Genomic DNA, 18,461 nt, shown 5'->3' on the forward strand with positions numbered 1-18,461 from the left:
CGGGAAGAACGGCGTTGAAGACGTTCTCCCTACCGTCCGGCCCTTTGTCGCACTGTACGTAGCTGATCTGCCCCGGCCCACCAATGCCGTGGCAGTTGCGAAAGCGTCCGCCTGTCCCTCCCGCGACACCGCCTCCAGCACCCGATTCCGTGTCCCTGTGGACGCCGTAGGTGACCCAGTTCCCGCCCAGACGGGTGGCCCCGTTCTCCTCTGCCGGTGGCCCGTAGACCCCGGCGACTACGGGGAGAAGTGAACTCAGCGCGACGGTGACGTACATGTCGTCCCCTTCATGCTCAGCCCCGTCAGCCGCCATCGGCCATCTGAGGAACGTTCCAAATCCGCTACTACGGTCGTGGTGGTCTTGGCATCCGCGGTCTCAGGGATAAGCCGATGGGTACGCCGATCGGCCATAGCCGCTCCGGACATGTCCAAGCAATCGGTGACTTCGGCGTACTTACCGCTCACGCGGACCTCTTTGATCCGCGGGACGGCGTGGCCATACGGTTCGCGGCCCTGCTTGACCATGTCTCGGACGCCGTCGACGAGATGGTTGAGGTAGCCGCCCTTGACGTATGGCTCCAGCAGCTCACGGGCCCGCTCAGGGGAGGATCTGCCGGCCTCAGCAAGAACAGGCCAGTAGGTCGAATAGGCCTCCACAATCAGATCGTGAGACCGGGCCGGAGAAGGCTTGGGTGTGGCTGCCATGGTGGATGCAGTCGCCGGCGCTTTGGGCGGCAGGCTCGAAGGAGTCGTCGCTTGGCATGCCGTCACCGCCATCGGCGCGATCAGGAGCGCCAGGGTACGACCGCGAATCGCCACAACCATGCACATCTTGACTCCAAGCGATTACTCGAATGCGAGGAGTAGCGTATGGTTTCAACAAAGCCCTCATCAAGGCTGTGACCAGCAGATTCTTTGGAGCGCAACCAGGCCCAACCTGTCAGCGGCATGACTGATGCGATTCGCGCCACTCTGTGCCGGTTCGCCGTTCGGCCAATCGATCCGGGGCCTGGGACGCGCCAAAGGGCCTGTGCGAACGCCGGTCAAGGGTGACAGTAGAAAACGGTGAGGACACGCCTCGTGTCTCCAGACGTTCATAAGGTGACGACTATGGGATGGTCGGCACGCATCCGGGCCGAGCGTGAGGCGCACGACTGGGACGTGCACAGCATGGCACGTCGTCTACGGGAGGCCGCTGGGAAGGAGCCTCTCCCCGATCACGCCTCACTCGTCCGATCCATCCGCCGCTGGGAGTCCGGCGCGGTCGCCACGATGACCGACGCTACCGGCTGCTCTACAGCCGCATCTTCATCACGGGCAGCTACTCCCGGCGCGCTCCAGCCGACCTCTTCACCGTGGCCCGCCTCTATCGACGTAAGGTGGATCAGCTCATCGCCGGCCCGCACACCCTGAAAGAGGAGCGGGAGCTGTTCGTCTATGCCGGATGGCTGTCGGAGATCCTGGCGTGGCTGGCCCACGACCTGGGCGATCCGCTCACCGGCGAGGCGTACGCCATCGACTGCTTCGAACACGCCGACCAGGCCGGCCATGACGAGCTGTGCGGTTGGCCGCCGACGCGATGGCTTCCATTGCGCTGCACGCCGGACAGCCCGCCCGCGCCGTCACCGCCGCGGCGCGCGGCCTCGCCCGCGTCCCGGCAGGCCACCCGCTGGCGGTGCGGCTGCACGCCCAGCGCTCACGCGGCCACGCGCGGCTCGGCGACCGGGACGCCTTCAAAGACAACCTCCATCAGGCTGACCGTCTGTGGAACGCCCTGCCCAGCCGCACCCCTTGCTCGTCCGGACGGCACCGATACCGGCCCACTTGCTACCTATGCGATGACCACCTACACCGCCTTGTCCTTCATCTGGCTCGGTGACTACGAACGTGCCCGCCACCATGCCGAGCGCGCGGTCGAGGCGCACGAGGCCACCCCGATCGGACAGCGATCGCTCAGCCGCGAAGCGATCGCCTATCTGGATCTCGGGATCGCGCTGGCCTGTCTCGGCTCACCTAAAGAGGCGGCGGCACTCGGCCTGCGTGCCCTGGCCTCGCCCCGGCTGGTCGCTTCCGTCCGCGCGCGGGCGACCGAATTGACCACCACCCTGGCGACACGGCATCCCGGAACGAGCCACACCGCGCAGTTCCAGGCAGCGCTGGCCGCCGCAGGGATAGGAGGTGCGCCATGAGCGAGCACGAGAACACGCCCGCCCAGCGCGAACTCCACATCCGCAAGCCGTACTTCGACCTCATCGCTTCAGGGGTCAAGACCGTGGAGGTGCGGGTTGGGTACGCGAGCATGCGCAAGATCCGGTCTGGCTAGGACCTTGATTTTGTCTCGGGTGATGAGCGGCTGCGAACCCAGGTCGTGCGGGTGAGTGAGTACGCGTCGTTCATGGAGATGTTGGAGCACGAGGATCCGATCGCTATCGGCGAGCTCTCGGCAAGAACACCGAGGAATTGTTCGCGGTGATCCGCAGCATCTACCCACCGGAGAAAGAACGCCTTGGCGTCCTAGCCATCGAGATCGAGGTAGTCAGTCGATAGCCGTCAGCGGAGCATGCATAGCTGCACGTCCGCTCAGGCTGGCCAACTCGCTGATCTTCCCGAAAACCCCCCGACTTGACTGAGGACATCCACCAGGTCAGGCCGTGTCCCTGCCTGTCCGCCATTGACACCCTGCCTCCTCAGAGGGGCAGCGGCTTGGCTAGACGCGATGACTCCTTCGCTGCGCACCACCATGCCCTGCACCGCCTCCGCTGAGAGAAGATCCCCTGCGGAACCACGTCAACATGCAAGCGAGAGCGCTCTATCTCCAGGAGGCGGTAACCACGCGCACATCACAAGAATGATCGCCTGGTTCGAGGGCTTCCCCGCCGTTCTTGCGGACAACGGCGCCCTGGACGACAGCGCATTCGCCGCGATGCGTATCACTCGGAGACAGGCGCGATGACCGAGGGCCACTCCAAGATTGGCAAGCGGGTGACGATTGCGCATGTCTTTCATAGTCACGCGCGAACGCGTGCTTACCGGCACGAACTCCTCGGACGCGAGGGCGTGATCGTGGCGGTGCTGCGCAACGGCAAGATCGCACTCGTAGAGCTGGACGGTGACCAGTGGAGCTATCCCGCAGGCGTGCGACGCTGGTCCATCGCCTGGGATGACCTGCAGGTGGAGACGACGAGCGAGACACCCAACAAGCGTGCCCTGGAGTACCGAGCGGGTTTCTCCTGGAAGGGGCGTCAGGCCGTTCAACATGCCGTCCCCCCGGGGGAAACCGGCTCGCCGGGGAAAGAAGTCGGCCTGTGCGGGCATGGCGCCCGCCCCTTGCCGACCTGCGGTTGGTCGGTGAACTTCTGCCCGACCGCGAAGAGCGCCTGTCCGGCGTGCGTACGACTGGCCAAGATCAAAATATCTGACCGAGGTAACGACGCAGAGGCCCTCTTAGCCTCATAAACATGCCGCCGAGGGGCCTCCGGCCGCGACAATGACGGGTGAGAATGAGGAGCGCAGCGGACACGTAACGTACACGGACGAACGCGGAGGCGGACATGGCCGGTCCACCATTGTGGTCAGCGAGAATCCGTGCCGAGCGCAAGGCGCGTAAATGGGACATTCACACGACCGCGCGCCGCCTACGCGCCGCCGCCGGGCCAGACCGTCACGACTTGCCCGAACACACTGATCTGGTCCGCGCCATCCGCCGCTGGGAGTCCGGAAAGATCAAACTGATGAGCGAGCGCTATCGGCTGCTCTACAGCGTCATCTTCGAGATGGACGAGAACACCCTGTTCACCGCGACCGCCGAGATCGCCCCATTCCAGCCGCCCATGGACGCAGACACCGATCTCGGCAGGATGTCCTCCCTCAGAGAAGCCGACCGCCGCATAGGCGGGGGCCACCTGTACCCCACGGTGATCGGCTACCTGGAGCACGACATCGCCCCTCGTCTGTTCAGCGCGGCCGACGGAAGACATTCCTTCATGGCCGCTGCCGCCTTCACCGAGATGGCCGGCTGGATGGCTCACGACGGCGGCAAGGGCATCTTGGCTGATCGTCACTTTCACCGCGCCCTTGACTTCGCAGAACTTGCCGGCGATCCGCAACTCCAGGCGCACATTCTGGGCAGCATGAGCCAGCTCGCCCGGCACCTCGGCCACCCCCACGACGCCGTAGGCCTGGCCCAGCGCGGCATCGACACCCTTACCAAGTCCAAACCGGCGGCACCCACGACGCACGCGCGTCTGCTCGCTGTGGCAGCCTATGGCTCAGCCTCACTGGGAAACGGCAGTGAATGTGCCCGGCTGCTGATCCGCGCGGAGGACGCGCTCAGGCATCGTCCCCAACACGTACCCTCGGCGTGGATCGGCCCGTACGACGAGGCCACGCTAGCGCTCGATACAGCTCGATCGATGCTGCTGTTGGGAGAGCTAGCCGAGGCGCAGCGCCAGGCACGCCGATTCCTCAAGCTGCGCTCAACGGACCGGACCCGCAGCAGAGCCTTCGGCCAGCTGGTCCTGGCCAAAACGCTGCTCAAGCAAGATCAGCTCGATGAGGCGTGCACTTTGATCACGAACGCGGCGCAGGACACCCGATCGTTGAGCTCACTTCTCGTCACCCAGCAGCTTGCCGATCTTCATGAGCAGTTGCAAGCACGTCGAGACCAGGCAAATGTCGCCGACTGCCTTGAGGTCCTGGAGCACGCGCATCGCGAGCGATGCTGGATGTACCAGTAAGGAGGTACTCCGGGTGAGTTCCGACGCACCGCTCTACGAACGTGACCCCAAGGCCTGGAACGCCTACCTCGCCGAAGGCAACGCCCGCCAACCCCGGAAGCGAGTAGGCGCCGACGTGCTGATCCGCGACGAACACGGCCACGTGCTCCTTGTGGACCCGGTCTACAAGCCGGACTGGGACCTCCCCGGCGGCATGGCCGAAGCCAACGAGGCGCCCGCCGCGGCCGCCCGTCGAGAGCTCAAGGAGGAACTCGGTCTCGACCTCGAGATCGGCCGCTTGCTGGTCGTGGACTGGGTGCCACCTCACGGGCCGTGGGATGACTCCCTGATGTTCATCTTCGACGGCGGAATTCTTGAGCATCAGCAGCTCGCGCAACTGCATGTCGTCGACCCCGAGCTCGCCGACCTCCGCCTCGCAGACCCGGCAGAGATGCCGCAACTATTGCGCCCCTACGTATGCCGCCGAGTGCGCGCCGCACTCCACGCGCTCCCAACCGAACTCGCCATGTATTGCCACAATGGATATCCGCTTACTTAGCTTGACTCTGTCGGGAATCTTGTTCGCTGTCGGGTCAGCTGGCGGCTCGCCAGGAACGCAAGCGCGGGATGCCTTGCTGGTCGAGGTAGTCCTGGAAGGCTGTCGGCGGTCGCGGGGGCGCGCTTTCTCCAGGAGGGTGCCGGCTGAGGCGTTCGACGTTGACGGCGATGGCGGTGAGCACGTGTTGCAGGTGGGCCTTGGCTTGCCCGCGGTAGCGGCAGCGGCGCATGCCATGGCCGTGGGCCAACTCGCAGATGGTGCCCTCGATGCCGGAACGCCCCGCGTAGCGCTTGTGCCAGTCCGGTTCTCGCTGCTCCGCGCGGTTGCGCAGCTGCAGTTCGTGTAGTTCTCGCGGAGGAAAGCCCACGTTGCGCGCACCGTCGCGGGAGGTGGTGCACTTGGCTCGGACCGGGCAGGGTTGGCACTGGCTCTTGGTGAAGCGGGCCACGATCAACGGGGCGGCGGTCAGCGAGGATGTCGGATAAGGGCCGTGCCAGCCCTTGCTGACCTGGGCCTGTGGGCAGGTGACTTCCTGGCGGTCGAAGTCGATGCGAAAGTCGTCGCGGGCGAAACCCTCACCCTGGCGGTTTTGGTGGGTGGGGTTGCCTGGAAGCGGTCCGACCACGGCGATCTGGTGTTCACGTTCGGCCTGTTCGAGGTGGACCAGGGAGGTGTAGCCACCGTCGACTAGTGCTGTGACCAGGAAGGTTCGCCGGGTTAGTGGTCGGAGCGGTTGGATAGGGCTTGTTGTCCGATCCAACTGCTGGGGGTGTGGTGGCTGAGCCTGTTCGTGTGCGCAGGTTGACCGACCAGGAGGGGCAGAAGCTGCAGCAGATCGTGCGCCGGGGCAGCACCAGCTCGGTGCGGTACCGGCGCGCGATGATGCTGCTCGCTTCGGCCGGCGGCAACCGGGTGCCGGTGATCGCCCAGTTGGTGCAGGCCGACGAGGACACCGTCCGGGACGTGATCCATCGGTTCAATGAGATGGGCCTGGCCTGTCTGGACCCTCGGTGGGCGGGAGGCCGTCCCCGCCTGCTCAGCCCTGACGACGAGGACTTCGTCGTGGCGACGGCCACCATCCGCCCGACGAAGCTCGGTCAGCCCTTTACTCGCTGGTCCATCCGCAAACTCGCCGCCTACCTGCGGAAGTGCACGGCCGTGTGATCAGGATCGGACGCGAGGCGTTACGGTGCCTGCTCGCCCGCCGCGGGATTACCTTCCAGCGGACCAAGACGTGGAAGGAGTCCCCCGACCCCGAGCGTGACGCCAAGCTCGACCGGATCGAGGAGGTCCTGGAGCGCTTCCCGGACCGGGTGTTCGCGTTCGACGAGTTCGGGCCGCTCGGCATCCGGCCCACCGCCGGGTCGTGCTGGGCCGAGCAGGGCCGGCCGGAGCGGCATCCCGCGACCTACCACCGCACCCACGGGGTGCGCTACTTCCACGGCTGCTACTCGGTCGGCGACGACCGCCTGTGGGGCGTCAACCGCAGGAAGAAGGGCGCCGCGAACACCCTGGCCGCGCTGAGGTCGATCCGCGCGGCCCGCCCGGACGGCGCCCCGGTCTACGTGATCCTGGACAACCTGTCCGCCCATAAGGGCGACACCATCAGGCGCTGGGCGAAGAAGAACCGGGTCGAGCTGTGCTTCACGCCGACCTACGCGTCCTGGGCCAACCCGATCGAGGCGCACTTCGGGCCGTTGCGGCAGTTCACCATCGCCAACTCCAACCACCGCAACCACACCGTGCAGACCCGGGCCCTGCACGCCTACCTGCGCTGGCGCAACGCCAACGCCCGCCACCCCGACGTCCTCGCCGCCCAGCGCCGCGAACGCGCCCGCATCCGCAGCGAGAAGGGCATCCGCTGGGGCGGACGGCCCCTCGCCACGGCGGCCTGAAGAACCCGGCGAGCCTAATCCGGTCACAGAATTAGCCGGCGTAGGGGTTGCCGCCGAGCCAGGTGGTGCCGTCGATCAGTTCGCGGACCGCGTCCAAGTGGCCGCTGTGGCAGGCGACTTCGGCGAGCACGTGGATCAGGATGTGCCGCACGTCAGGCAGCCGCCAGGTCGGCCAGATCTCCACGGGCCACGCGGCGGGCTCCTGTTCGGGCACGGCGGCGGCGAGCACAGCGTCCGCGCGCGCGATGGCCGCCCGGTAGTCGGCGAAGACCTCCTTGGCGCTCATCCCCTCGGGTACGTACCAGTGCGCCTCCGCGCCCGCCGTGAGCTGTCCCACCACATCCGGCTCGCCCGCGATCACCCCGGGGAACCAGAAGCGTTCGACATCCAGGGTGAGGTGGCGCAGCAATGCCAGGCAGCTCCAGCCGCTGGGCAGCACCGGTCGCCGCAGATCCTCCTCCGAGAGCCCTTCGAGGATCCCGAGGACGTGCTCGCGCTGGCGGTCCAGGGCGCCCTTGAGGGCGTCGAGTTCGGCGTTCACCGGGCGGCGCACAGTTCGCCGAGGCGTTCCAGGGTGCTCGCCATCTGCGTCTGCCACCAGGCGCGCCCGCTGTCCACCTCCGCGCGTTTGTCCTCCGGCATGCGCGAACCGTCGAAGATCTCGGTCACCACCGTCGCCCCGGCCCGGTCCGGGAGCAGGTCGAAGATCCACCGGTGGCCCCACGCGGCCCCGGGCTCGGTGGCGTCCGGGTGCCCTCGACCGGGCCTCGGCTCCCAGCCGATGCGGCGGTCCGGCTCGTACTCGACGACGTGGTTGTTCATCTCGTAGTCGCCGTAGCGCTCGTAGTGCATCCGGATCACGAAGACGTCCCCGACGCCCGAGACCAGGGCGTCGGAAAAGCCACCGCGCAGCATCCCCGAGCCGTCCAGGTCCGGGTGCCGTCCGGGGTCGGCCAGGATCCGGAAGATGTCCCCCGCCGGGGCCTTGATGCGCCGGGACACCGCCACCACGGCCTCCCCTGTCGTACTCGTCATCCGCGCGCCTCCGTCAACCGCAGAGCATGAGCCTGACTTCGGCCTGGACGCTACACCGGGGGTACGACAACGCCAGGCCGAGCACGTACGAGCCTTGCCCTACGCGCACTCCCACCGAACCAGTTGTGTCGCCAGCACCACATGCCGTTGGGTGCGCGGCCATCTCCGAGCAGTACTCGCGCCAGCGTGCGGCCCATCTCCACCGTCGGCTGCCGCACGTTGTCCGGCACCCGCCAACCCGGTGAACCTTCCTGGTCACAGCACTAGGTGCTGCTCGGGCCGTAGGCCCCGGCGTTCCAGCCGGGTGTGGATGCCGGGCAGGACCTCGGTGTCAGCGCTGGTCGCGGGCATGGTGACCACGTCCGTGATCACATTGGGGCCGTCGCCGGAGCAGGTCTCGGTCACGTGCGCGAGGAACCCCTGCCAACGGGTGACCTGCCCCCGACGCGCATAGCGGGCCGTCAGGTCGTAGGGCGAGATGATCCGCTTGGCCGAGGGCGGCAGACCGCTATCGTCGTCATCGTCACGCCAGCGCAGCCGCCCGGTGGAGTCGCAGTAGTAGTTCTGCACCAGGATCCGTCGCAGGGCCTGCGCCTGGGGGCCGCCCAGCAGGCCGGGATGATTTCGGCTCAGGTGTTCCAGCAGGCGACGGGCATCTGCCCCGGTGGTGTTGATCCTGGTCTTGGGCCGGGTGGGGTTCTTGCCCAGGCGGACCTGCCGGCCGTAGCGGCGTCCCCAGTCCTCATCGACCAAGCCGTTCAGCGCGTGAGCGGCAGTGCGGGCCAGTTCCTCCAGGGCTGCGCGCATGGCCTCGGTGACCAGCTCCAGGCGGGTCAGGTCGCGCACGGTGGCCAGGACATGAGTGGAATCGGTGCGCTGGGTGGTGCGCTCGCGGACCAGTCCGGCCTCCTTCAGACGGGCCAGGGCCAGATCGAGAAGCCGGTCCGCCCGCCCGTCCTGCAGCAGGCGGTCACGGAAGTCACCGAGCACGCTGTGGTGGAAGCCGGGGTCGTCCAGTTCGAGGCCGAGCGCGTACTTGAAGTCGATGCGACAGCGCACGGCCTCGGCGGCATCGCGGTCGGAAAGGTCCAGCACGAATTGCAGCACGCTCACCGTGGCCAGTTGGGCGGGTGAGAGTCCCGGCCGGCCGTCGCGGGGATACCACTGCGCGAAGTCCTCATCGCTCCATAACCCATCCAGCCGGTCGCGGATCCACATGGCCGGGGTGCCTCGGGGATTACTCGCTCGTGCTACCTGGGCGGTGAGCTCCGGGACCTCCAGCGCGGACCGGGGACGAACCGGTAGAGACACCTGACCACCTCGGGGGAATGACCGACTTCGCCGACCCCAGAAGCCTCACAGTTACTGATCAGTCGCCCTTCGGGACATGCCGGATGTTTTCAAGATTCCCGACAGAGTCAAGCTAAGGCGAACCAGGCGCGGTCCGTCGCGGGAGGGGTGATCCTCGCCGTCGATCTGTCCCGATATGGAGGGGCATGGCTGCGCCCTCCGTCCATGTGGCCGGGCAAGCTGGCCCAGCGCTTCACCCCTGACTTCCCGTTCGCTGCGGTCGTGGTCTTCCGACAGGATTTGAGGCTTGCGTACCTCCTCGAGCCTGCTGTCGGCATCTCCGGCTACGCCGCTCCCCACACCCGCCGGCGAGTCGAGGAGTTGTGCGACATCTTGGCCTGGCCACACGCCACCGGCCCAGTCGGCGCGGTGGGATAGGGGCAGGGCGCCGGCAAAGCGGCGCAGCACCAGCAGGTCGGTGAGCGGGGCCAGGCCGCGCTCATAGCGAGAGACCTGCGAGGCGGAATAGCCGGCGCGCACCGAGCTCGGCCAGCCTGAGCGCGGCGGCCTGGCGGGCCTTCGGACGATCGCGCCATAGTCCCGACCGGCGGTGCCGGCGGGCCGCTGCATTGAAGGCGCGGTCATCCGGCGACTGCTCCACGGCTGGCGGCACAGGCTCACTCCTCACCGCCACGTTGGAGTCAGAGGCTTTACATAACGCGCAAACGCGTTACACACCGAGCCAGCGACCCTAGCTGTGACCTGGGCGAATGCGGCCTCCTGGAGGCACACGGGCTCCACCTTTCCGGAGCCCGTGTCACCATCCCCCGATCCGGGGAGCCTTCCATGCAACCTGTCCCCGTGCTCGCGGACACCCAGCCCGTCCTTCACCGCCAACGGGGAAGGGCCTGTTGTCATGCATCGGCTTGCTTGTCGCCCGCCGGATCACCGGGCGTGTGCCAGCCCGGCGGTGAGCGCGCGTACCGCTGTCACGGTCATCACCACAAGCGTGACGGCGGTGATGGCCAGCAGGGCCAGGCCGAGCCCGTAGGAGCCGAGCTGGCCGTAGAGGAAGCCCATGAGCAGTGGCGGTACGAACCCGCCGAGCCCGCCGGCCGCGCCGACCAGTCCGGTCACCGAGCCGACCTTGTCGGCCGGTGCGACCCGGGCGACCAGGGCGAAGGTGGCGCCGCTGCCGGCACCGAGCGCGGCGGCCATACTGAGGAACGCGATCGTGCCCACCGGCATCAGCCCTGGCGTGAGCGCCTGCACTCCCGCCATGACCGCGATGAGGAGGAACACGCCGGCCAGCACGGGAACAGGGCCGATCCGGTCGGACAGCCAGCCGCCCACCGGTCGGGCCAGGACCGCCAGCAGCACGAACCCGGCCATCCGGTTAGCCGCGTCAGCCTGCTCCAGGCCGTACCCGGTTTGCAGGTAGGCGGGCAGGTAGACGGAGAAGGCCACGTAGCCGCCGAACGCCACTGCATACAGCACGCACGCCTGCCACGTGATGGACAGCTTCAGCGTGGCGGCCATGCGCGCCGTGAGCGGCTGGGTCGCGACGGTGCGGCCGGGTGCGTCCCGCAACACCAGCCAGGCGACAACCGCATAGACCGCGAGCACGACGGCGGTAAGCAGGAACGGGACGGCCGCACCACTGGTGCGGACCAGGGGGACGGTGGTCAGGGCGCTGATGGCGGTGCCGCCCATGCCCGCGCCGAAGATTCCGACCGCGAGCCCGCGCCGGTGCGGCGGGAACCAGGCGCTGACGAACGGCACCCCGACGGCGAAAACGGTGCCGCCGATACCGAGGAAGAACCCGCCGGCCAGCAGGGCGGCCAGCGAGGTCTGCCCGGCCACACCGATGAACAGCACGGGCACGATGGTGGCGGCGGAGATGAGCGGGAACATCACCCGGCCGCCGAAGCGGTCGGTGAGCGCGCCGACCGGGATGCGGCCCAGCGAGCCGACGATCACCGGCACGGCGACCACCAGCGCCTGCTGGGCCGCCGTCAGGCCGAGCAGTTCCTTGAAACGCGGTCCCAGCGGGCTGAGCAGCGCCCAGGCCCAGAAGTTCACGGCAAAGCCCAAGGTCGCCAGGCCGAGCATCAACGCGGGCCGGTGGCTGGCCGTGGTGGGCGGTGCGTTCGTCATGTCTTCCTCACGTGCATTCATGGGGGTGAGCGGCCGGACGCGGCCGGGATCGCGGAAATTTCCTGCTCTCATCCCAGCTCACAGGTCATGGGGTGGCCTATGGGCCAAGGTCCCGGCCTTCGGGGACTTAAGACGCCTGGCGGTGCTGGGCGAGGTCGCTCTGGTAGGCCTCGGCGAATATCCCCGCCCCGCGCGGCCTATGCTCACCGCCACCTGCGCATCGCGCGAGATCGACCGCGTCGACCCGCAATGCCTTCGAAACGCGATCGGCGACCTCCTCGACGGAACCGACCGCATGCACGGATACCAGGATGTCGGCGTAGTAAGAGAGCAGCGGAGTGGTGTGGCTGCGATAGATCCGCTGCCGTTTACGGATGATCGCCTCGGTGTCGTCGGCTCGGCCACGGCCCAGCAGACGAGCGATCAGGTTCTCCTCGGAGACCTGAAGCTCCAGCGCCGCGTGCAGCGCAAGGCCGTTGGCCTCCAGGATCTCGGACAGGCTCTTCGCCTGCGCGACGGTGCGCGGGAACCCGTCCAGCAGGAATCCCCGCTCGGTGTCCGGGGCCGCCAGCCTCTGGGCGAGCATGCCGACAGTGAGGTGGTCCGGGACGAGAGTTCCCGCATCCACGTAGTGCTTCGCCTCGCGCCCGAGCGGAGTGCCCTGGTCCACATGGTGTCGAAGCAGCACGCCGGTCGAGATGTGCGGTACGCCTAGCGTGGAGCTGAGCATGGTTCCTTGGGTTCCCTTGCCCGCGCCTGGCGGGCCGAGGAGAACGAGTCGCATCTGCGGGTGTTCCTCTCTGTTGAAGTGCGCCGGGACGTGGCCCACCGGGCTCTCGACGGCGACAGAGTTGAGCGTGGACGACCGGGACTGCGGGTGGTCGGCGTCGGGGCCGCGCCCGCCCGCTGCTGTTCAGCCGTCTTGATCGGCGGAGGTGGCGGCGAGACCGGCATTGATCAGATCCATCACCGAGGGGTCGGCGAGTGTGGCGGTGTCGCCCGGCTGTCGGTGCTCGGCCACATCGCGCAGCAGCCGCCGGATGATCTTTCCGGAGCGGGTCTTGGGCAACTCCGCCACGACCAGGATCGTGCGGGGCTTGGCGATCGGGCCGATCTGCCTGGCCACCTGCTCGCGCAGGGCTGAGGTGATGTCCCCGTCCGGTCCCCCTGCCCCCTTGACTTCGGTTCGCAAGATTACGAATGCGACGATGGCCTGCCCGGTCATGGGATCCGCCGCGCCGACGACCGCCGCCTCCGCCACGGCAGGATGCTCGACCAGCGAGGACTCGACCTCGGTGGTAGAGATTCGGTGCCCCGAGATGTTCATCACGTCGTCGACTCGGCCCAGCAGCCATAGGTCGCCGTCGTCGTCGCACCGGGCGCCGTCGCCTGCGAAGTAGTAGCCTTGCTCGGCGAAACGGGACCAGTAGGTCTGCCGGTACCGCTCCTCGTCGCCCCAGATCCCGCGCAGCATCCCGGGCCAGGGCTGGTCCAGCACCAGGTAGCCGTCGCCGCCCTTGCCCACCTCGACGCCCTGGTCGTCGACTACCTTGGCGGAGATGCCGGGCAGGGGCCGCTGTGCCGAACCGGGCTTGGCCTCTCCCGCATCCGGAAGCGGAGAGATCATGATGCCGCCGGTCTCGGTCTGCCACCAGGTGTCCACCACCGGGCAGCGACCGCCGCCGAGGTGCTCCCGGTACCACCGCCACGCCTCGGGGTTGATCGGCTCGCCCACACTGCCCAGCACCCGCAGCGAGGACAGGTCGTAGCGGGCGGGAACGGACGCGCCCCACTTCATGAAGGTGCGGATCAGGGTCGGGGCGGTGTAGTAGATCGTTACGCCGTACTTCTGCACCAGTTCGAAGTGTCGCCCCTGGTGGGGTGTGTCCGGGGTGCCCTCGTACATCAGTGAGGTGGCGCGGTTGGCCAGCGGCCCATAGACGGCATAGGAGTGGCCGGTGATCCAGCCGATGTCGGCCGTGCACCAGTAGACGTCCCGGCCAGCGCGGTGGTCGAAGACGGTCCGGTGCGTATAGGCAGCCTGGGTGAGGTAGCCGCCGCAGGTGTGCAGGATGCCCTTGGGGCTTCCGGTCGTACCCGAGGTGTAGAGGACGAACAGCGGATGCTCGGCGTCGAAGGGCTCCGCGCGATGTTCGTCGTCCTGACGGTCGACCACATCGTGCCACCACAGGTCACGCCCCTTGGTCCAAGCGACCTCGGTGCCGGTGCGTCGCACAACCAGGACATGCTCGACGCTCGGGGCCGCGCGGACGGCCTCGTCCGCGCTGTCCTTCATCGGTACGCCGCTGCCGCGTCGGTATTGGCCGTCGGCGGTGATGAGCAGCCGGGCTCCCACGTCGGTGATGCGGGACCGCAACGCGGCGGGAGAGAAACCGCCGAAGACCACAGTGTGGATCAGGCCCAGCCGGGCGCAGGCCAGCATGGCGAACACCGCCTCGGGGATCATCGGCAGCTGGATCGCCACCCGGTCGCCCGGGGCCAGGCCCAGAGAGCGCAGCGCGTTGGCCGTCTTGCATACCTGGCGCCTGAGCTCGGCGTAGGTGATGGTCCGGATGTCTCCCGGCTCGCCCTCCCAGTGGAAGGCGACCTGATCGCCGTACCCGCCCTCGACATGCCGGTCGACACAGTTGTGAGCCACGTTCAGCCGGCCACCGGCGAACCAGCGGGCGAACGGGGCATTGGACCAGTCCAAAGTCTGTGTCCACGGACGGTCCCACTCCAGCCACTCGGCCTGCTCCTCCCAGAACGCCTCCCGATCGGCCTCGGCACGTGCGTACAGCTCCGCGGCCGGCAGGCCGGCAGAACGAGAGAGGCGGTCCGGCTGTGGATTCATGCCAAGGCCTTCCGGTGAGTACGAGGCTGAGCGGGGTGGTGATCAACGCTGGCGGCACGGGTGCGGACATGCTCACTGTGGCTCAGAGTGGTTGGCACAAGGTTGGCACTTCCATCTCCGGGCCGAACTTCTGCGACGCGATCGACGAGACCGTCATCAGCTGCCGTTCCAACCTGTGTGAGCCCGACCCCGATGACGCCGACATTCGGCCACGAGGAATCCGGAGACCAGCAGCTCGACGATGCCTTAGGGCGTGTGGAGGTGTCGGGCGAGGTCACTCTGGTAAGGGAAGCTGCCCGGCTCGTAGCCGCACCAGGGTTCCTCGGCGAGCATGTCCCCGGTGCAGGCGTACGCGCGGGAGCGGGAGCCGCCGCAGATGGTGCGGAACTCGCACGACCCGCACCGCCCGCCCAGCCGGTTGGGGTCACGCAGCGCGGCGAACAGCGGCGCCGACCGGTAAATCTCGGTCAGCGGCCGCTCGCGGACGTTGCCCGCGCCCAGCGGCAGGAACCCCGACGGGTGCACGGTGCCGGTGTGGGAGATGAACACGAAGCCGCGCCCGGCGTTCACGTCGATGGGCGGGCGGCGCACCCGGCTCTCCCCCGCCAGCCCGGCCTGCTGCGCTCGCCGGCGCAGGTCCTGGTAGAGCGGCCCGAGCGTCTCGGCGTGGTCGGCGCCGTGCTCGGCCAGGATGAGCCGTTGCACGGCCACGCGCCGGAAATGGTGGGCCTCGGTGGTCTTGACCGGGATGGTGGTGCCGAGGTCGTACAGAAAGTGCAGCACGTCTTCGGCCTCCTCGGGGCTCAGCGCGGACAGGGCGCGGCCCCGGCCGGTGGGCACCAGGAAGAAGACGCTCCACAGCAGCGCGCCCTGGTCGCGTACCAGGCGGGCGATGTCCGGTAGCCGCGTGAGGTTGCGGCGCGTCACCGTCGTGTTGATCTGCACCTTGAGCCCGGCCTCGCGGGCCGCCCGCCAGGCCGCCATGGTGCGGGCGAACACGCCATCGTAGCCGCGGAAGGCGTCGTGCCTGGCAGCCGTCGCCCCGTCGAGACTGAGCGAGATCGCCGCCGCGCCCGCCTCGCGCAGCCGGGCCAGGTTGCCCGGGGTGAGCGCCGGGGTGGCCGATGGTGACACGGCGGGGGACAGCCCGAGCTCACGGCCCCGCCGTACCAGCTCGAACAGGTCGGGCCGCTCGAACGGATCGCCACCGGTGATCACGAACAGCGGCGCGGGCCGGCCGAAGTCCGCCACCTGCCGCATCAGCTCCCCGGCCTCATCGGTGGTCAACTCCTCTGGGTGCCGGTCCGGCACCGCCTCGGCGCGGCAGTGCAGGCAGGCCAGTGGGCAGGCTCTGGTGGCCTCCCAGATCACGATGAACGGGCAGTGCGCGACATCCCGCCGCACCCGCCGCAATGGCGGCCTCCCGGGCCCCCGCTCATCGCCACCGGATCGCCCCCTCCGGCCCTCCTCCGGGGGAATCTGAGGCTGTTCCGTCATACGTGGGCTCCCAGCAAGATGTGGGCCACCACGTCGGCGGCCGAGTGGTCGTCGGGCAGGCCGTCGAGAAAGGCGACATCCTGGCCGAGCGTGAGCAGCGGCGGCTCGACGTACCCGTCGGCACGCTGCTGGCCGAGGCCGATCGCGGCCATCAGGCCGTTGCACAGGCAGCGCCGCCCCTCGGCCTCCTCGGCCGGGCGGCCCTTGCGCACGTAGACGTCCACCGGCTCGGCCGGGCACCGGTAGCCGATCGCGCCATCCGGCTTCGCGTACGGCGTGCGCAGGTAGCCCAGGTCGCACAGCCGCGGCCGTGCCTCGTACACCTTCTGCTCCGACAGCGTCCCTGCGATGGCGGCGACCTTGAACGGGAACCCGGTAGGCGAGGTACGCGGGTCGTTACGCACCCGGAGGCTGCGGTCTGCGGCCTGCTCGCGCAGCCGCCCGCGCAGGGCCGGGTCCAGCCCGGACTCCCGGCACAGCGCGAACGCCGACCCCACCTGGATCCCTTCCGCACCCGCGGCCCAGGCCCGTTCCAGCCCGCCGGGCGTGCCGTACCCGCCCGCCAGCCAAAACGGCAACCCGAGCGCGGCCACCTTGGCCAGGTCGACCTCGTCGCGCGGCCCGTACACCGGCTCACCCGCCGCATCGAGCGTCATCCGGCCCCGGGGCGGCGCGCTGTGCCCACCCGCGACCGGCGTCTCGATCACGAACCCGTCCGGCCTGGTCAGCGGCGAGCGAGCCAGGTACGCGGCCAGCACGTGCGCCGACACGATCGCCAGCAATCTGGGCCGGGCCAGCGGTGTCAGCCGAGAGCCGAGCAACTCGACGGGGTCGATCCCGATCGAGTGCCCGTCCGCGCCCGCCACGGCGACCGAGACATGCCCGGGCCGGTGCTCGGCCAGGTCATCCAGCAGCCGCGGGATCTCCGCCGGGATGCCAGCGCCCATCAGCACGTAGTCGGCCCCGGCCAGCACCGCGCCGTACGCGGCGGCCGGCGTGGCGAGCTGGATCTTCTCCAGGTAGTTCACCCCGACGGGGCCGTCGTGGTCCTCCTTGGCGAGGAAAACCTCGGCAAAGTTGGCGACCACGGCCAGCTCGTCTCGGGCGCGGCTGTGCCGCAACCCCAGTCGGGGAACGGGCCGGTACGGGACGTCCCGCCCGCTCCCGCCGGGCACGAAATAGCGGCCGAGCACGCGCTCGGCGACCTCGGGCACTGGGAAACAGGCCAGCGCGCGGCGCAGGTGGCCGCCGGGGTCGCCGCGCTGCAGCCGCCTGGCCAGGGTGACGTCCAGCGCCGTGCCCGACACCACGCCCAGTTGCCCGGTCTCGGCGACCGCCCTGGCCAGCCGCCACCCCGACACTCCCACACCCATCCCGCCCTGGATCAGCACGGGCCGCGGCGGCTCATCCACGCGGGACCTCCACCGGGTCGAGCACCTCGAACACGGAACGGCGTGGCACGCGCCGCGCCGGTGAGCCATACCCGAATCTGGCCAGCATCTGCACGTGACCCAACGGCCCGGCCTGGTCGCCGCGGTGCTGCGCCGGGCGCAGGTCGAGCGGCTGGCTGAACATCGACGCCGCCACACCGTGCGCGGTCGCGGCAAGCAGCACCCGCTGCAACGCCTGCCCGGCACGCAACCAGTCCAGCGGCCCGTCACCCCTGGTGAACAAGGCCCCGATCTGCGGATCCACCTCGAAGTCGGCACTCGGCCGCGCGCCGCCCAGGCCGAAGTCCCGCATCGGCAACTCGCCGTTCCGCGGGCGAGGGCCGACGGCATGCCCGGGCACACCGTCGAAGCGCCGACCCGGATCCGTCCAGCAGGCCAGCTCGGCCCGGTAAGAATTCTCGGCGGCTAGCGTGCCCTCTGCCGCGCCGACCATGTCGAGCACCCGCCGTGCCGTCCGCCCCTTCACCAGGACCAGCGTGGCGCCCTCCGCGTACGCGGCGTGCACCAGGTCGACGAAGACATCCCTGGGCAGCCGGCGGCCGTCGAACGGGAAGCGGTTGGTGCGCCGGTGCGGGATCATGTCATACAGCAGCCGCTCATCCTGATCGGGCGGGTCACCCGGGGCGGCGTGCACGGTGGCCAGCAGGTCGGGGCGGCGAGCCGGGTCCGGCAGCGCCTTAACCCGGGCCTCGTGCCCGGTCATCCGGATCGCCAGCCGCAGGTTAAACAGCGCGGCCCCGCAACTGATGCCGAGCCCGCGCCCCATCGGATCGGTGACGGCCAGCAGCCGGTCCAGGTCGGCGTACAACTCCATCGTCGCGTCATCGACACGGCGGAAACGCCACGGCTGGGTGTTGTGCACCGACGGCGCCGCGACGGCGGCGTTCACCATCCTGCTCACGCCGCCGGGCGTCGCGAACGGAAGCTCTTGGGCGGCGCGCGATCCGGCGTCGGGGGGAGCCGGGATCGCATCGATATCGGTCACCGGGACATCCCCGACACAGAAGT

15 protein-coding genes and 2 pseudogenes are annotated in these 18,461 nt (G+C 68.9%); 6 read left to right on the forward strand and 11 right to left on the reverse strand.

What is annotated here, in order from left to right:
* Positions 1 to 255: 255 nt before the first annotated feature.
* Positions 256 to 831, reverse strand: coding sequence for a hypothetical protein (locus EJK15_RS21125; RefSeq protein WP_138712188.1), 576 nt, complete (start codon positions 829 to 831; stop codon positions 256 to 258).
* A 548-nt stretch (positions 832 to 1,379) separates the two neighbouring features.
* Here EJK15_RS21125 and EJK15_RS21130 point away from each other — a divergent pair.
* From EJK15_RS21130 to EJK15_RS21150, 5 genes are all read left to right on the forward strand, one after another.
* Positions 1,380 to 2,189: a tetratricopeptide repeat protein gene (locus EJK15_RS21130; protein ID WP_138712189.1), complete on the forward strand. Its 810-nt coding sequence runs from the start codon at positions 1,380 to 1,382 to the stop codon at positions 2,187 to 2,189.
* Positions 2,186 to 2,323 (forward strand): ASCH domain-containing protein, encoded by a 138-nt coding sequence (locus EJK15_RS72870; RefSeq protein WP_206061006.1) that lies wholly within the window; start codon positions 2,186 to 2,188, stop codon positions 2,321 to 2,323. Before EJK15_RS21130 ends, EJK15_RS72870 begins: the two co-directional genes overlap by 4 nt.
* Positions 2,324 to 2,949: 626 nt before the next feature.
* Positions 2,950 to 3,456: a hypothetical protein gene (locus EJK15_RS21140; protein ID WP_138712190.1), complete on the forward strand. Its 507-nt coding sequence runs from the start codon at positions 2,950 to 2,952 to the stop codon at positions 3,454 to 3,456.
* A 95-nt stretch (positions 3,457 to 3,551) separates the two neighbouring features.
* Positions 3,552 to 4,736, forward strand: a complete 1,185-nt coding sequence (locus EJK15_RS21145; protein ID WP_138712191.1) for an NsdA family TPR-like regulatory protein — start codon at positions 3,552 to 3,554, stop codon at positions 4,734 to 4,736.
* Between the two features lie 13 nt (positions 4,737 to 4,749).
* Positions 4,750 to 5,274 carry an NUDIX domain-containing protein gene (locus EJK15_RS21150; protein WP_138712192.1) on the forward strand — a complete coding sequence of 175 codons (525 nt, stop codon included), beginning with the start codon at positions 4,750 to 4,752 and terminating at the stop codon, positions 5,272 to 5,274.
* 34 nt (positions 5,275 to 5,308) lie between these two features.
* On the opposite strand, the gene EJK15_RS21155 is transcribed toward EJK15_RS21150, so the two are convergent.
* On the reverse strand, positions 5,309 to 6,034 hold the full coding sequence (locus EJK15_RS21155; protein ID WP_206061007.1) for a transposase: 726 nt from the start codon (positions 6,032 to 6,034) through the stop codon (positions 5,309 to 5,311).
* A gap of 14 nt (positions 6,035 to 6,048) precedes the next feature.
* On the opposite strand from EJK15_RS21155, the pseudogene EJK15_RS21160 reads away from it, so the two are divergent.
* Positions 6,049 to 7,169, forward strand: a pseudogene (locus EJK15_RS21160) (IS630 family transposase).
* A gap of 31 nt (positions 7,170 to 7,200) precedes the next feature.
* On the opposite strand, the gene EJK15_RS21165 reads toward EJK15_RS21160, so the two are convergent.
* The 9 genes and pseudogenes from EJK15_RS21165 to EJK15_RS21205 form a co-directional block, all read right to left on the reverse strand.
* Positions 7,201 to 7,710, reverse strand: a complete 510-nt coding sequence (locus EJK15_RS21165; RefSeq protein WP_171074439.1) for a DinB family protein — start codon at positions 7,708 to 7,710, stop codon at positions 7,201 to 7,203.
* A complete protein-coding gene (locus tag EJK15_RS21170) occupies positions 7,707 to 8,204 on the reverse strand; it encodes an SRPBCC family protein (protein WP_138712194.1) in 498 nt (165 codons plus the stop codon). The genes EJK15_RS21165 and EJK15_RS21170 overlap by 4 nt, the downstream gene beginning before the upstream one ends.
* Before the next feature lie 255 nt (positions 8,205 to 8,459).
* Positions 8,460 to 9,515 (reverse strand): transposase, encoded by a 1,056-nt coding sequence (locus EJK15_RS21175; RefSeq protein WP_206061008.1) that lies wholly within the window; start codon positions 9,513 to 9,515, stop codon positions 8,460 to 8,462.
* A gap of 924 nt (positions 9,516 to 10,439) precedes the next feature.
* On the reverse strand, positions 10,440 to 11,651 hold the full coding sequence (locus tag EJK15_RS21180) for an MFS transporter (protein WP_276615413.1): 1,212 nt from the start codon (positions 11,649 to 11,651) through the stop codon (positions 10,440 to 10,442).
* A 244-nt stretch (positions 11,652 to 11,895) separates the two neighbouring features.
* A pseudogene (locus EJK15_RS21185) lies at positions 11,896 to 12,435 on the reverse strand (adenylate kinase); the annotation flags it as partial.
* Positions 12,436 to 12,564: 129 nt separating this feature from the next.
* Complete coding sequence (acs, locus tag EJK15_RS21190; RefSeq protein WP_138712196.1) at positions 12,565 to 14,505, reverse strand: acetate--CoA ligase; 1,941 nt, start codon at positions 14,503 to 14,505, stop codon at positions 12,565 to 12,567.
* Between the two features lie 246 nt (positions 14,506 to 14,751).
* Complete coding sequence (locus tag EJK15_RS21195; RefSeq protein WP_240777103.1) at positions 14,752 to 15,909, reverse strand: TIGR04053 family radical SAM/SPASM domain-containing protein; 1,158 nt, start codon at positions 15,907 to 15,909, stop codon at positions 14,752 to 14,754.
* A gap of 89 nt (positions 15,910 to 15,998) precedes the next feature.
* Positions 15,999 to 17,414, reverse strand: coding sequence for a nitronate monooxygenase (locus EJK15_RS21200; RefSeq protein WP_240777104.1), 1,416 nt, complete (start codon positions 17,412 to 17,414; stop codon positions 15,999 to 16,001).
* Positions 17,407 to 18,438 carry an Acg family FMN-binding oxidoreductase gene (locus EJK15_RS21205; protein WP_240777105.1) on the reverse strand — a complete coding sequence of 344 codons (1,032 nt, stop codon included), beginning with the start codon at positions 18,436 to 18,438 and terminating at the stop codon, positions 17,407 to 17,409. The genes EJK15_RS21200 and EJK15_RS21205 overlap by 8 nt, the downstream gene beginning before the upstream one ends.
* Between the last annotated feature and the right edge of the window lie 23 nt (positions 18,439 to 18,461).

Source organism: Nonomuraea basaltis, assembly GCF_005893125.1.
Classification (GTDB): domain Bacteria; phylum Actinomycetota; class Actinomycetes; order Streptosporangiales; family Streptosporangiaceae; genus Nonomuraea; species Nonomuraea basaltis.